Annotated in this window: 17 protein-coding genes; 11 read left to right on the forward strand and 6 right to left on the reverse strand. The window is 52.2% G+C overall.

From position 1 onward, the window contains the following. Position 1: 1 nt before the first annotated feature. The 8 genes from NIM72_RS00905 (at position 2) to NIM72_RS00940 (ending at position 8,471) form a co-directional block, all read left to right on the forward strand. Complete coding sequence (locus NIM72_RS00905; RefSeq protein ID WP_253417935.1) at positions 2-1,159, forward strand: acetyl-CoA carboxylase biotin carboxylase subunit family protein; 1,158 nt, start codon at positions 2-4, stop codon at positions 1,157-1,159. Then, entirely contained in the window at positions 1,160-2,425 is a 1,266-nt protein-coding gene (locus tag NIM72_RS00910; RefSeq protein WP_253417937.1) for an ATP-grasp domain-containing protein, read from the forward strand. 112 nt (positions 2,426-2,537) lie between these two features. Next, positions 2,538-3,662, forward strand: coding sequence for an ATP-grasp domain-containing protein (locus tag NIM72_RS00915; protein WP_253417939.1), 1,125 nt, complete (start codon positions 2,538-2,540; stop codon positions 3,660-3,662). Between the two features lie 149 nt (positions 3,663-3,811). Next, a complete protein-coding gene (locus tag NIM72_RS00920; protein ID WP_253417946.1) occupies positions 3,812-5,047 on the forward strand; it encodes an aminotransferase class I/II-fold pyridoxal phosphate-dependent enzyme in 1,236 nt (411 codons plus the stop codon). Continuing rightward, complete coding sequence (locus NIM72_RS00925) at positions 5,025-6,323, forward strand: NtaA/DmoA family FMN-dependent monooxygenase (protein ID WP_161736536.1); 1,299 nt, start codon at positions 5,025-5,027, stop codon at positions 6,321-6,323. Before NIM72_RS00920 ends, NIM72_RS00925 begins: the two co-directional genes overlap by 23 nt. A 496-nt stretch (positions 6,324-6,819) precedes the next feature. After that, entirely contained in the window at positions 6,820-7,050 is a 231-nt protein-coding gene (vapB, locus tag NIM72_RS00930; RefSeq protein WP_110332107.1) for a type II toxin-antitoxin system VapB family antitoxin, read from the forward strand. Then, positions 7,047-7,463, forward strand: coding sequence for a type II toxin-antitoxin system VapC family toxin (locus NIM72_RS00935; protein ID WP_161736537.1), 417 nt, complete (start codon positions 7,047-7,049; stop codon positions 7,461-7,463). Before vapB ends, NIM72_RS00935 begins: the two co-directional genes overlap by 4 nt. A gap of 411 nt (positions 7,464-7,874) precedes the next feature. After that, positions 7,875-8,471: a hypothetical protein gene (locus NIM72_RS00940; RefSeq protein WP_253418392.1), complete on the forward strand. Its 597-nt coding sequence runs from the start codon at positions 7,875-7,877 to the stop codon at positions 8,469-8,471. Here NIM72_RS00940 and NIM72_RS00945 read toward each other — a convergent pair. The 5 genes from NIM72_RS00945 to NIM72_RS00965 form a co-directional block, all read right to left on the reverse strand. Next, on the reverse strand, positions 8,419-8,598 hold the full coding sequence (locus NIM72_RS00945; RefSeq protein ID WP_253418333.1) for a DUF1493 family protein: 180 nt from the start codon (positions 8,596-8,598) through the stop codon (positions 8,419-8,421). The genes NIM72_RS00940 and NIM72_RS00945 overlap by 53 nt on opposite strands. A gap of 106 nt (positions 8,599-8,704) precedes the next feature. Next, positions 8,705-9,163 carry an STM2901 family protein gene (locus NIM72_RS00950; RefSeq protein WP_253418335.1) on the reverse strand — a complete coding sequence of 153 codons (459 nt, stop codon included), beginning with the start codon at positions 9,161-9,163 and terminating at the stop codon, positions 8,705-8,707. 147 nt (positions 9,164-9,310) lie between these two features. Beyond that, entirely contained in the window at positions 9,311-9,910 is a 600-nt protein-coding gene (locus NIM72_RS00955) for a DUF1173 family protein (RefSeq protein ID WP_161736539.1), read from the reverse strand. Between the two features lie 373 nt (positions 9,911-10,283). Further along, positions 10,284-10,604, reverse strand: coding sequence for a hypothetical protein (locus tag NIM72_RS00960; protein ID WP_222925612.1), 321 nt, complete (start codon positions 10,602-10,604; stop codon positions 10,284-10,286). Positions 10,605-10,719: 115 nt separating this feature from the next. Next, positions 10,720-11,415, reverse strand: coding sequence for a B3/4 domain-containing protein (locus tag NIM72_RS00965; RefSeq protein WP_253417948.1), 696 nt, complete (start codon positions 11,413-11,415; stop codon positions 10,720-10,722). Between the two features lie 43 nt (positions 11,416-11,458). Between NIM72_RS00965 and NIM72_RS00970 the strand changes: the two genes are divergently transcribed. Next, positions 11,459-12,061, forward strand: coding sequence for a helix-turn-helix transcriptional regulator (locus NIM72_RS00970; RefSeq protein ID WP_161736542.1), 603 nt, complete (start codon positions 11,459-11,461; stop codon positions 12,059-12,061). Positions 12,062-12,069: 8 nt separating this feature from the next. Here the strand turns inward: NIM72_RS00970 and NIM72_RS00975 are convergent, their stop codons facing one another. Then, positions 12,070-12,573: a MarR family winged helix-turn-helix transcriptional regulator gene (locus NIM72_RS00975; protein WP_253417950.1), complete on the reverse strand. Its 504-nt coding sequence runs from the start codon at positions 12,571-12,573 to the stop codon at positions 12,070-12,072. A gap of 137 nt (positions 12,574-12,710) precedes the next feature. Between NIM72_RS00975 and NIM72_RS00980 the strand changes: the two genes are divergently transcribed. Both NIM72_RS00980 and NIM72_RS00985 read left to right on the forward strand, forming a co-directional pair. Continuing rightward, complete coding sequence (locus NIM72_RS00980) at positions 12,711-13,868, forward strand: MFS transporter (RefSeq protein WP_161736551.1); 1,158 nt, start codon at positions 12,711-12,713, stop codon at positions 13,866-13,868. Between the two features lie 67 nt (positions 13,869-13,935). Next, a complete protein-coding gene (locus tag NIM72_RS00985) occupies positions 13,936-14,628 on the forward strand; it encodes an aspartate/glutamate racemase family protein (protein WP_161736544.1) in 693 nt (230 codons plus the stop codon). Positions 14,629-14,634: the final 6 nt, after the last annotated feature.

The following is a 14,634-nucleotide window of genomic DNA, read 5'->3' on the forward strand; positions in this document are numbered from 1 at the left end:
CATGATGAGGCTTGTAATTATAGGCACCCGGAAAACAGGCACAAGCCTGGCACTGGTCAGCACCGCACTGAAAAGAGGAATGCCCGTCACAATTATCAGCAATCCTGAAGACAGATTAGAGGAAGTTTTCCCTCCGGAAGTGGAAATAAAATATCTGCCTGCTGATGTCAGCATTATTTCCGGGTGGATTAGAAAAGAATACCTCAGGCCGGAAGCTGACCTGAGGATCACCACGATTAATGATGTGTACGCGAGCGTTGCTGCACAGGTCAATTCGGCACTTGACCTTCCGGGACCCGATGCCGCAGCCGTTACCCGTGCGGTATCAAAATTACAGCAGAAAAGGATACTCACCGATAACAATATCCCGACATCCGGCTATTCGGAATTCCGCCTTTCAGATCATAAAGCCCGGGGGGAAGCGCTCCACAGGCTGCAGCTGCCGGTAGTAATAAAACCCTCAGAAGGAACTGCGAGTAATGGCGTGAAACTCTGCTGTCAGCATTCCGAGGTAATCAGCCATCTCGACTATCTGGTTAATCAGAAAGAGCAGCGGCCGGACCTGGTCCCCAGCGATACGGTACTGCTGGAAGAATACCTGCCCGGAACAGAGTACTGCGTTGAGTATTTCGACGGGCATTACGTTGGCGCCATGCGCAAGTCCAAACGGTACGGCACCGAATTTCTGGAACGCGGCTATACGTCAGAACTGGATATTGATGAAAAGACCCTTCGTAACCTTATCGGAACAGGCGCCCGGGCAGTACAGGCGGCGGGGCTCGATTGGGGGCCGGTACATGTTGACTGCATCGTTCATAATGGTTTCGCCAGCATCATTGAATTAAATCCCAGGATTGCCGGCAGCTTCATTTGCGATATTGTCCGGGATGCCTATGGCTTTGATATGGTTGAACACCTCGTTGATAAGCTTCAGGGCAAAAAGGTCACGGTGCCTGCAGGCTTCCTGCCTGCCGCTTACGCCTGCGTTAATTTTTTCCTCGAAAGCGACCCGTTACCCTGGTCATTTACTGAAAAGGGTGAACTCAGTAACCCCTTTATGCACATCAGCTACGGTCCACAGCACCTGAGTAACCGCAGGCGCAGGGCGTTCGTTTACGTCAGAAACCTTATACAGAATTTCCAGCCGGAGACTAACTAAATGAAACTAATCAGTACTGTCGTGATTGTGGATGGTGCATCAACCAGCGCGTATCTGGCGCCGGCATTCCGTTCTTATGGTATTCAGTGTGTTCACGTTCTCAGCAGTGAGACACTGCCGGAACGCCTCAGGGCGCAGATCAATCATTCTGACTTTATACGCAGCCTCGTATATCAGGGTGATATCCGCGTGCTGGCAGAAAACCTGAAGGATCTGCAGATTGACGTGGTATTACCGGGTGGGGGAAGCGGTATCGAGCTTGCGGCCGAGCTTGCCGAAGCGCTTGATGTTCCTTACAAAAATCCCGTCCATCTTGCCAAGGCACGCCGCCATAAGTTTGAGCAGATAGAAGTCCTGAGCCGTAGCGGACTTCTCACGCCCAGGCAGTATCAGTCAGAACAGGCAGACGAGATCGTTGAATGGACGCAGGCTCATCTTACCCTGCCGGTTGTGGTGAAGCCTACCCGGGGAGCCGGTGTGAGTGGCGTGAAAGTGTGCCACACCCTTTCTCAGGTCAGGGAAGCAGCCGAAAATATTCTCAATTCAAAATCTTATTATGATGAAGATCAGAACGAAATCCTGGTTCAGTCCTGCACGCAGGGGCAGGAGTACATTGTTGATATTGTTTCTTTCGATGGCCATCACAAAGTTGTCAGCGTATGGGAAGTGGATCGCGATCGCCGGGAATCACCGCGCCTTGAAAAAATGATGGTGGTTGACCATACCCAGCACAGATTCTCGGCACTGATTGATTATGCCAAAAAAGTACTGGATGCAGTCGGCCTTAAATTCGGACCGTCCCATATGGAAGTGATGCTAACCGTCGACGGGCCGGTAATCGTTGAGCTGAATTCCCGTCTGCATGGAAGCCTCGATCCCTTACTGACGACGGCGGTGACGGGGGAAAATCATGTGTCCGCTACCGTCAACGCGTTTGTCAATAATGCGCACTTTATTGACAGCATCGGTAAGGCCCCGGGATTCAGCGGCTACTGCGGACATGTCCTGCTGGTTTCTCCGGTTTCAGGCCGTCAGTTACAGAATTTCCCCTGGGACAGAATTGAAAGCCTCCCTTCATTTGTAAGCGTAAAGCGGTGGGTGAAACCGGACGGTCAGCTCCAGGTCACTACGGGCCTGCAGACGGCTATTGGCATGGTCGGGTTGTTTCATGAAAATTTTGAACAGCTGAACATGGACTGGAAAACGATCAGGGCAATCGAAAATGAATACTTTATGGTTCCTCAGGCGTCAGCCGAGCCCGCATAAGAGATCTGAAAAGGCCGCACAGGCGGCCTTACTCACAGCTGACAGCCAGTATCATCTGCCCGTGCCGATTCCTGCATACGGGCAATGAGCTATCCGGGAAAACGAGGAACTTATGCATCTTGTTATTATCGGTGCCAGGAATACGGGGACCAGCCTGAATCTTGTGGACCAGGCGCTGGCCAGGGGGCTGCACGTAACGGTGATCACTGCTGAACATGATGACCTGACCCATGTTTTTAAAGAAGAAGTGAATGTCGTTACTCTGACTGTTACGGCAGATAATGTCGCTGGCTATATTCAGAATGTCATCCGTAAAGACAGCGAGTATATCCGGGTTACAACAGCACATGATATGTATGCTTCGGTGGCGGCACAGGTTTCGAATCGTCTGGGCATTCCGGGACCGGATGCTGAGGCTGTCTCTCGATGTGTTTCAAAAAAGTACCAGGACGTAATTCTGAACAGCCTGGGCTGCAGGCTGGGTGCATCATGCCAGTACAACCTTGACAATGAGTTATATCAATCCCGGTTTGAACATTTAACCTTTCCCGTTGTTTTAAAGCCAGTTAAAGGGTCGGCGAGTCATGGAATAAGAAAGTGTCACACCCCGGCTGAAGTTTCAGACCACATGCAATGCCTCAGGGAAATGTATAAAGCTCTGCCTGAAATTATACCCTCCGGAGATATAATGATAGAGAGCTTTATAAACGGCCCCGAATACTGCGTTGAAATATTCGATGGCCAGTTCGCAGGTATTATGGCGAAGAAAAAAAAGGCCGGTGATTTATTTATTGAGCGGGGGTACACCTCTGAAACCGACCTCAGTGTAAAGGCCATCAGGAATATTGCTGCGCTTTGTGAGCACGTCGTAGCCACAATGAATCTCTGCTGGGGACCTGTTCATATTGACTGCATTACTGAATCCGATAATGTTCATATTATTGAAGTTAACCCCCGCATTGCGGGAAGTTTCATTACGGATATTATCCGTGATGCATGGGGTTTCGATATGGTTAACGCGCTACTTAATAAACTGAATGGTTCAGATGTGTTCTTACCAGAGAGAGCAGAACCTTCAGGATTTGCTCAGGTTATTTTTTTCCTGGACTCCGATCCTGAAATACTAAAATTTAAAGAAACCGGCTTTCTGTCTGCCGAAGATGTCAGGCTGTCATTCTCCCCACAGATTTTAACCGGCAGGGATCGACGGTCTTACCTGTACCTGACCGTGCGTTAAATTATTTTTCCGGATTCTTCTGGGCGGTAACTGCAGAACGCGTGAGACCTTTTTTAAAATGCGATCACTCCATATGGTGCGACCATTCCCGGATCTTTGCGTCTGAATATTATTGCGCCATATATTCAGCATAAGTAAGGAAAACATTGATGAATAATGTTAAGACACACTCGAACATCAGCAAGGTTCATGAAACTTCATCCCCTCACTGGAATACAGCACGTCGCTCCAGAACTAGTCAACTGAGCGTCACGGTAAACGGAGATAACAGCCTGACGGATCAGTATGGACGTGATTTCATCCACTTCTGCACTACGTCCTATCTTGGCCTGGACTACGCGCAGGAAATTCAGCAAGGTGCCATAAAGGCTATCCAGGAACAGGCAACGCTGCGGATAGCCTGCTCAAGGAACCGCTGCCGTCTCGCTCTGCTGGATAACTATCAGAATGCGCTCAGCGATCATTTCAACGCGCAGGCCCTGGTAACGCTTTCCTGCAGCAGTGCATCAGCAGCAATGTTACCTTTACTGGCATCAGGTATTTTTAACGGCGGTATAAAGCCGTTAATGGTGTTCGACCGGTTCGCGCATTATTCAATGAATCATCTCAAAGCATTGTGCGCAGAAGAAACGTCTGTAATGACTATCGGACATAATGACGTCACCGCTTTAGAGGACATCTGTAAGACTAATCAGCATGTTATTTACGTCGCTGATTCCTTTTACAGCATGGGAGGTATATCGCCCATCACTGAAATCGTGAGCCTTCAGAGTAAGTACGGGCTTGGCCTGTTCTACGATGATTCTCATGCAATGAGCATTTCTGGCACCTGCGGTACCGGTTATGCCCGCTCTTTCTTTACTGAACTCCCTGAAAACACCTTTATTGTTGCTTCCCTGGCCAAGGCATTTGGCGCTTCGGGTGGCGTTATACTGTACGGAGATAAAAATATCACCCCGGTAATTGAGCAGTACGGCGGCCCGGTTAACTGGTCCCAGAGCCTGAATGCGGCCGGCATAGGCGCCGGAATGGCTTCACTGGCGATACATCACTCGGCATTGTTGCCCCGGCTGCAAAAAAAGCTGTCTGATAACATCCATCATTTTGATCAACTCCGCGGCACAAGAGGTGATTCGAGCCCCAGTCCGGTAAGGTTAATTCGGTGTTTGAGCGCAGAAGAATGCATCTGGCTCAGCACAAAGCTGGCAGAGGAGGGCTTCCTTACCTCTCCGGTATTTTTCCCCGTTGTACCTAAATCAAGCCCGGCAATACGGATCACCTTAAGGGCTGATATGAAGAAGGAGCAGATCAGCGTCTTTCTGACAAAGCTGAACTCTTTGATGACAGAAAGAGAGGTGCTTAATGAAAAGCCCGTTAATTTTTAATGCCTTTGTCCTTAACTCCCTTACCCATCTTAATCCGGGCCAGTGGAAAAATCCGGACAATCACTGTGCCGGTTTTATGACTCCGGATTACTGGGAAAAGCTGGCCAGCACGCTGGAGGACGCTCTGTTCGATGGGGTTTTTTTTGCTGATGTTTTAGGCCTCCATACTCAGAAAGATGATGAGTCAGAATATTGCATGTCCAGGGGCATTCAGTTCCCTCTTCACGATCCAGCCCCGGCGGTCGCGCTTATGGCATCCGTGACGCGTAACTTATGCTTCGGCATGACCTCGTCAGTTTTTGCTGACACACCTTATCTGTTTACCAGAAAGATGAGTACGCTGGATCATCTTACCCGGGGCAGAATGGCCTGGAACATCGTCACGTCTTATCTGCCATCGGCCATGCAGGCAATGGGGTTCATCGCTCCTCTGAATCATAAAGAAAGGTACCTTTATGCAGAGGAGTACGTCTCGCTGTGCATGGAAATGTGGGCCGCCGCCCCCCGGATGAACACCATCCCGGATGACACTTTCTTTTCATCTGCAAAAAAAGTGAGATTTGAGGGGGATTATATAAAATTCTCCGGATACGGTCTGTCAGCGTACTCTCCGCAGGGCTACCCCGTTCTCTACCAGGCCGGAGCATCTGATACAGGACTCGCTTTTGCCGCTAAAAATGCAGAGTGCGTTTTCCTGGCCGGTAAGTCGGTAGAAAATACTAACCGTCTCATGTCCGGCATAATCCATAAGTTCTCAGAACGGAAGAGGCCGCGCACGTCCTACCGTATCATCCCTCAGGTAACTTTTATCACGGCAGAAAATAACAGAGTCGCTCAGCAGAAGTATGAACATATGCTGCATTTTGCAGATATAAAGGGTGCGGAGATTTTAGCTTCTGCCTGGCTGGGTATTGATCTGACCGACCAGGATCCACTCCGCCCGCTGGCTTCCTTTCAGTCAGAGGCCATTCAGTCATTTGCTGAGCAGTTTACAGTATCAGGTCACAGTAAATGTCCCGAAACTGTCGGCGAGCTGATCCGGCGTGCGGCTGTCGGAGGACTGGGGTGCGTTATGGTGGGCGGTCCTTCAGAACTGGCTGATAAAATTGTTACTTTACAGCAAAACGGCGCGGACGGGTTTAACCTGCCCAGCATAGTGAACTCCGGAACTTATGAGGATTTTATAGGCTATTTAATCCCGGAACTGAAGAACAGAGGCGTGTATAAAACTGAATATTCAGAAGGAACGTATCGGGAAAAAATATTCGGCGCTTAAAAATTAATATATTCATCAAGTTAACGCCTGAGATTCAGAACTTGCAGTTCTGATCTGAGACGAAAAATACTTTCGGACCCCATCAGGACAACAAACTCTACAATTCGAACAGTAAAAACGCCGCTTATGCGGCTTTTCCTGTCCTGATCATTTCTCATGCATAGTGAGCCTCCGTATATCCGGGGTTGCCTTGGCTGTTCATGCCGCACTGGCAAAGCATTCACTCCCTAAAGTTACCTTCAATTTTACTAAAACGACCCTCAGCAAAAAATATCTCTCGGGATCCGCTTCTGCCTTTTTTCGGATCTTCGATAAAAAGAGACAAATCAGAATATGTGATGCATATACATATGTCCTGCATCTGCATATACTTAACAGATGCATATGCTTTACATCTGCATATACATTGCATATGCTTTATCTATGCAGCGCTGTTCTGCCACAAAAAATAGCCGGTATCGGCACAGTGTCGGAAATCCGACCGGAAGGAGTAACCATGAGAACCGTATCCATTTTTAAAAACGGCAACAATCGCGCCATTCGTCTTCCTCGTGACATGGATTTTGAAGGAGTGAGCGAACTCGAAATCATCCGGGAAGGGGACAGCATCATCCTGCGTCCCGCCCGGCCGACCTGGGGCTCATACCTTGAACTCGAAAAGGCCGATCCGGACTTTATGGCAGAGCGCGAAGACGTTGTCAGCGACGAAGGACGATTTAACCTGTGAACACAACCTATATGCTGGATACCTGTATCTGCTCGTTCATCATGCGCGAGCAGCCGGAAGCCGTACTGAAGCGCCTGGAGCAGGCAGTGATGCGCGGCCACCGCATCGTGGTGTCGGCCATCACCTACTCAGAGATGCGCTTCGGCGCCACCGGCCCGAAGGCCTCGCCGCGACACGCACAGCTGGTTGACGCGTTCTGCGCCCGGCTCGATGCCGTCCTGCCCTGGGATCGCGCCGCGGTGGATGCCACCACGGAGATTAAAGTGGCGCTGCGCCAGGCCGGGACATCGATCGGCCCGAACGATACGGCGATTGCCGGGCACGCCATCTCGGCTGGCGCCGTGCTGGTGACGAACAATACGCGGGAATTTGCGCGTGTTCCGGATCTGGCTCTGGAAGACTGGGTATATTAAACCCGGGTATGAATTGCAGGATATTAAAAGAATGAATGAACTGAAAATTGACAATCCGGCTCAACGATTACTGGATATTCTTTAAGCAGGAAAAACACAAAAACGGGACCAAAACTGTCGCTTGGTATGGGTCTTTCTGCTGCAGGCTCAGAAAAATAATGAGCAGCATCTTCTTTCCCGCCTGGCTATGCTCTGCCTAATCACATCTGTCAGGTCGATAACCTTCCGTTAAACCCGAACGGAAAGACTGATGAGCATGCACTACGTAAGCATTATGAATTTGCGCTCGAAGAGAAAAACCTGCGCCTGCTGGCCAGACGCATCAAAGCTTACGCGTTTCCGTCACACTACACACTTGGAGACCTGCATCTCACATCCCTGGAAATTGTTGAACTGATAATTGAGCTCGAAATGGCCTATGCGGTCAGGTTACCTGCACCGGATAAAAAACAATTGCTGCATACCCTGGCTAAAGAGTGTGAAACATTACCCACCACTGCCGTTGCGCACTCTGCAGGAAGCCCTCTATTACCGACTTTCAGCCGCACACTACCCTCGCAGGGATACTACTGTGACAATTATTTCAGATACCAGATACGTCGGGATGCGGTGTCCGTGACGCTACAGTTTCCAGAGGGATATCTCATAGAATCGCTGAGAAAAGGCATAAGGGACCTGCTCTGCTTTGTTCCTTCACTGTATCTCAAAATCCGGGAGCAGGATGGTGAATTCTGGCAATACGATGCCCCCGCTCTGGACGAAGTAGATCACTATGAATTGGAAGATTCTTCAACAAGTATACTGTCGAAGGATTTTGATTTTGAAGCGGGCAAGCTGTTCTATTTCCAGCTAAAAAGTGGAAATAAGGGCCCTCAACTCACGTTGCACTTCGCGCACGTAATTGTGGATGGTTATTGCTCCTTAACAATGATAACTGTCGCTGACATCTTATGTATCAGTCATAGCACCATATCCTGGCCCGGACTGACTCGATCAACATTTCGATAGTAAGAGGGATGGCCTCGCGCGGGTTTTCTGGATAGTAGAGGCTGAAAGTCACCTGGTCAGAATCCATTGCAAACGCATCGAAGACGTTCTGAAGGCATTCCGCAGCATCTTCAGGGTCCAGCTTCATGTCCAGATTGAGCGACGTCTCTGGCGTGAGTGTTTTTTCCGGAACGTCAGCAGTGAGCGACCGTTCCACGGCTCAATGAGTGCCATTACGCGTGTCTGGGTGTCATCTACCATAACTTATCCTCCCCGCGGGCGATGGCATTATTCAGTCTGACTGAATTGAAACTGATATTGGCAACGTCTTTGGCCAGAATCACCCAGCCCACTACGTGTATCGCCCGTCCGACAAAGGTGCTGAGCTTATGCGTAAAAAGAATACGCGCGGTCCGGGGCGGGTATCCCCCTACGATGGTTGGCAGCTGAATGCCGAAGGGAAACTTGGCTTTAGGGAACACCCTGCGTGCTGCCCGTGAGGCATAGGAGGTTCCCTTGAGAGCATCGCGCGGTTTGGTGCGGGTAGTCAGGACATTACGTCCGGACAGAATGGCCACGATCGCGCCGAAATCATCAATCCTCAGCTGTTCGGCGACTTCTTCACAGAAAATCATGATAAATAGCTCACCGGCGGTGAGGTTGGGTCTGCCTGCGTAGAAATAGGTGTTATTGAGTTCTTCAGTCGTGTCCATTGCCAGCTCCTGCAGGTTCAGCTTCATTTATCGTCCTGACGCTTCTTGAACAATACCTTCCGCGTTCAGGCCTGACAACCAGTCAGGCACAGGATAAACAGATACGGTACTTCAGCCATATCTCCCTGCAGTTAAAAGACACCAGTGTCAGGCGCAGGGAAATGCAGGCATGTCTGACTTCGCAGCAGCATCCCAGTACCACCAACGGCCGGGCCCAAATTCCGCATCATAGTGAGAGGTTTTTACCTGCCTGCGCTGCAGGTACTCTGGCAAGTTCATGCCGAACACTTCCATCGGAAGCGCATCCACGCCAGGAACGTCCTTGAGCACAAAATCCGGAAACACATCTTCTTCACCGTCGTAGCGCAGAGGCTTGATAAAGGCGCGTTTTTCCTGCCACAGTTTTTCTTCCACAGCCCCCTCATAGCCGGAATCCAGCTGAATAAAGCGTGGGCTGACCGTCATCAGCGCCACATCAATCACGATAATGCAGCTGGTCGGCCGGCTACGCCCGTCTGTTTGCCTGAACGATGTTTCCGGCGGCTCTGTTTCAGCGATAATCACGACTTTCATCCCCCTGCGCCAGTCGCCAGGCTCGCGGCTAAAGCTACGCTCCAGGCGGTGACGAACGTCTTCAGGCAGAACCAAATCTGGAAAACCAGAAAACAGTCCCAGCGGCAGTATAGTCTTCCGTCGTGCTTCACCGGCTTCACTCCAGCCTGCACAGAAACGATGATACGTCGCCATTTGTTCTTTCCGGCCGCTCTCAGGTGTTCCCGGTTAGCGATAACCTGCGGCGTATCTTTCATGACCATGAGCAGCAGAGATTCTTCCAGCTGAACGCGACCAATGCGAATCCGGGCAGCCGTCTGCTGCAGGCGCCAGCTCACCCAGCCAGTGCCGCCGCAGTCGGCTTATTGGTGAAACTGTATGCTGTCATAATGAGACTTCTTTCAGCACCATCAATAGGTTCAGACACTATTTTTAATGCATCTCTTTCAGCCGTAAACGGTAAACCACGCTGATTTCAGGTGCTGAGGAATAAGGCAAGGCGGGCGCAGCAATAATGATGACCAGCGCGAAATTATTCGAATAATAAGATAAACACGCTCACCAGAAATCAGCGTTTCAGCAACTGCTGGCAGAGAAGATTATCCTGCGCGGCGCGCTGTTGCTCATCGGCCTTCAGTTGCTCCCAGCGAGCAATCACACTGCGCCCCAGCCGCGGTTTATAGGCTATTTTCTGCAGCGCATAGTCAGAATTACCGCCTTCAATAACATTTCGCATCTGCTGGTCGAGGGGCTGCTTACTATCATGATCAATCGCGCACAACACCGCGACGTAATACGCCTTATCTTCCTCGCTGTCGTGTGGGATAAACCACCAGGCGGCCAGGGCGAGGATCAGCAGCAGGGGCAGGATATATTTTACTTTAGCCATTTTAGTTACCGGTTGAGTGCCGTTAAGTCAGCCGGGTATGGCCAGACGCAGGGCGCGTATCCTGCCACAATTTCTGCTCACCGTTAACCTTGTTCAGCCCCTGTTGAGGCAATGTTCAGTTTGCTGGCGCTTCAATCAGCGTCGTACTGATTTGCGCACCCGGCATCATCTGCTGTAATCCCGAAACCAGATCGTCGCTGGCCTGTTGCAGCGCGGAAAGCGGCATAGCGGGCAGACTTTCCAGAATGAACCACATCTGCTGCGCGCTGGCATCCAGTCGGGTGCGCACGCCCTGACGCCAGTTCCAGCGGCGACAGGTTACACCCTGATCGTCGCGCCAGATTACTTCGCCTGGTTCCGGTAACTCATAAACGACTTCGCCCTCTTTAACGGTATCGAAACGTTCACTGCCGTCAGCAATCACCAGACGTGGCTTGCCAGCATAGGCCGCGATATTTTCACCCCCGACCGGCAGCGCATAACGAATGCTGATGGCGTTATAGAGATCGACAACCGGATCGATAGCGGGCAGTGTGCCATCCCGCAGCACGCGCTTACGCAATGCTTCAGCCGAACAGGGCGTACGTTTCGCTTTGGCACCAAAGGCTTTAAACACCTCAGCCCAGGCGGCGAGATGTGCGTCTGCCCACGGCGCATCATCATTTAATACCTGCTGGCATGCGCTCCTCAGTGCTTCGCTGGCAACTTCTGGTCGGGTAATCGGTGTGGCTTCCACCGCAATGCTCATGGCACGAAAGCCAGGAGCGAGTGTGAAAATAGCCGGATCGATTGACGGATGAACAGATAACATTGAATACTCTATCAGTGACTAATTTATTTCATAGTAATGACCGATGACCAAAAAAGTCAATATAACGACCGATGCCGGAGCTGATGTCGCCACTGTCAATCAGGCTGTTTCAGACCGCATAAAAAGCTGGCGCAAAAGCCAGAAACTCTCGCTGGATGAGTTATCCCGCCGGGCAGGCGTCAGTAAAGGGATGCTGGTGGAGATCGAAAAGGGTGCCGCCAATCCCAGCATCGCCATTCTGTGTAAAGTGGCTGCCGCACTGGGCGTCTCGGTAGCGGATATCGTTAGTATCTCGCATGCACCTGACGTCTGGCTGATTGAAAACAGCGAAATGCCCGTGCTGTGGCACGGTGAGCAGGGCGGGAGTGCGCAGCTGCTGGCCGGCACCCGTGGGCCGGATATGATCGAGCTATGGCGCTGGCAGATGTTTGCAGACGAGGTGTTCAGTTCCACCGGGCACTCGTCGGGCACGCTGGAATTGCTGCACGTCGAGCAGGGCATGCTGGCTCTAACCGTGGGAGAGCAGACGCTGATGGTTCAGCAGGGCTGTGCGGCGGTGGCCCGTACCGATATGCCCCATGCCTATGCCAGTGCCGATGACCAGCCCGTTATCTTCACCATGACGGTGGCGGAACTGCAGCGCTGACGGCGTTTTTATTCGGCTATCGCTTCGCCGGGAAAGGCAAGCAGCAGCGTTTTCAGCAACCCCTCCAGTTCGGCGCGCTCTGATGCGGCCAGCGGTGCCAGCACCGCCTCCTGAATTGCGGTATGTGCACGAAGTGCCTGCTCAATCTGTTGCTGCCCGTGTGGTGTCAGCCCGACCAGCATGCTGCGCTTATCCTCTGGCGCAGCAACACGTTCAATCAGGTGCTGCTGCTCCAGCCGGTTCAGGCGATTTGTCATTGCGCCGGAGGTCACCAGCAGTGACTGGTAGAGCTGCGTGGGTGACAGCCGATAAGGGGATCCCGCCCGTCGCAGTGTCGCCAGCACATCAAATTCCCCCTCCTGAAAACCAAACGGCGCCAGTGCCTCACTGCGCGCTTTAGCCAGATGTTTCATCAGCCGCAGCACTCTGCCGAAAATACGCATGGAAGCGGTATCCAGGTCGGGCATCGCGTCGTCCCACTGGCTGACAACGAAATCAATATGGTCATGCATAAATCACCTTTAAATACTGTGGTTATTTTGTCGGGTTGTGCGCAGCCTCTTAACACCAGGGGAAATTTATCTTAACGTTAAGATAAATGATGACAGCCCGTTGCTGTCGTCGTCAATCCTCTGTTAAGGCGTCAATGATGAAAAATAAGGTGTTGTTCCCCATTCTGTTTGCCGTGATCGCTTTTCTTATCGGGCTGAACCTGCGCCCAATGCTGGCGATTATCGGCCCGCTGTTCCCGGTGTTGCAACTGCAGGCCGGGCTGTCGGCGACGACGTTCAGTCTGCTGACCACGTTGCCGGTGGCGATGATGGGTCTGGCCGCACTCTCTGGCCCGTGGCTGATTGCCCGCATCGGGCCGGTAAGGGGAATCGCCGCCGGTTTGCTCTGTCTGACTGTCGCTTGCCTGTGGCGCGGCGTTACGCTTACTCCCTCTCAACTGCTGCTCACCGCGCTGGCGGGGGGCGCAGGCATTGGCGTGATACAGGCGCTGATGCCCGCTCTTATCCGGCAACGCTTTGCTGAAGCAGCGGCGACGCTGATGGCGCTGTTCAGCACGGGCATTATGGCGGGCGCGGCACTGACTGCAGCCGGTGCTGACCCGCTGTTTTCATGGCTGGGCCTGCAACCCGCGCTGGCCCTTTCCGGCGGATTAACGCTGGCAACACTGCTGATCTGGCTGACTTTAGTCAGGCGATCGCCGCAGGTGAGCGTGGCCTCTGATGCAGCGACGATGTCCGTGCGGCTTACCCTGTTGCTGATGCTCTTTTTCGGCATTGGCACGGGTGCTTATACGTTAGTGCTGGCCTGGCTGCCGCCATTCTATATTCAACTGGGCTGGAGTGCTCGCCACAGTGGCTATCTGCTCGCGGCCCTGACGTTAACCGAAGTGGTGGCAGGATTCATCATCTCGGCGATGTTACATCGCTTTCCCGATCGCCGTCCGCTGCTGCTCGGCGTGCTGGGCCTGTTGTTGCTGGGGCTGCTGAGTCTGGTCTTTTACCCGGGTACGATGCCGATACTCTCTTCACTGTTACTGGGTACGGGCATCGGTGCGCTCTTTCCGCTGTCGCTGATCGTTACGCTGGATCATGCACGCAGTGCCAGAGAAGCGGGCATTCTGCTGTCACGTGTACAGGGTGGCGGATACCTGATTGCGGCTCTGATGCCGCTGCTGGCAGGCTGGGTGCGTGATAGCGGAACGTCAATGACTCAGGCCTGGCTGATCATGAGCGCTGGCGTGGTGGTACTGATGGTGATTGCCTGGCGCTTCAGACCGCAGAACCGCGCAGCCTGAATAAAGCCGTTGCCGATCAATGGCGATCTGGCATGCTGGAATAAAATCCCTGAACCCGGAGTGCATTGTGAAAGTGATTGGTCTGTTAGGCGGCATGTCGTGGGAGTCTACCGCGCTCTATTACCGCATTCTCAATCAGCAGGTTAAACAGCAATTGGGTGGCCTGCACTCAGCGGAGCTGGTGCTCTGGAGCGTCGACTTTCAGCGCATAGAGCAACTTCAGACTGCGGGCGAATGGCAGCAGGCGGGCGAGATTCTGGCTGAAGCGGCTCGTAATCTGGAACGCGCTGGTGCGCAGTTCATCGTGCTCTGTACCAACACCATGCATAAAGTGGCGGCGCAAATCAGTGCCGCAACAGATATACCGCTGCTGCATATTGCCGATGCCACCGGACGTCGCATTCAGCAGGCCGGTATACGTAAGGTCGGATTACTGGCGACGCGCTTCACTATGGAGCAGGATTTTTATCGCGGGCGTCTTCAACAGCAGTTCGGTCTTGAGGTGATGACACCCAATGAAGCGGATCGTCTGTTTGTGCATAAGGTGATCTACCATGAGCTGTGCCTGGGCGAAATCAATCCCTCGTCGCGTCGTCGCTACAGGGAGATTATGCAGTCACTGGTGGCGCAGGGGGCTGAGGCCATTATTCTGGGCTGCACTGAAATTACTCTGCTGGTTGATGCCACCGATGCCAGCGTGCCGCTGTTTGATACCACCCTAATCCACGCGGAAGAGGCCGTTATCCAGGCTCTGACTTAACGCTTA

The organism is Pantoea sp. B550 (assembly GCF_024158165.1).
Lineage (GTDB): Bacteria > Pseudomonadota > Gammaproteobacteria > Enterobacterales > Enterobacteriaceae > Pantoea > Pantoea alfalfae.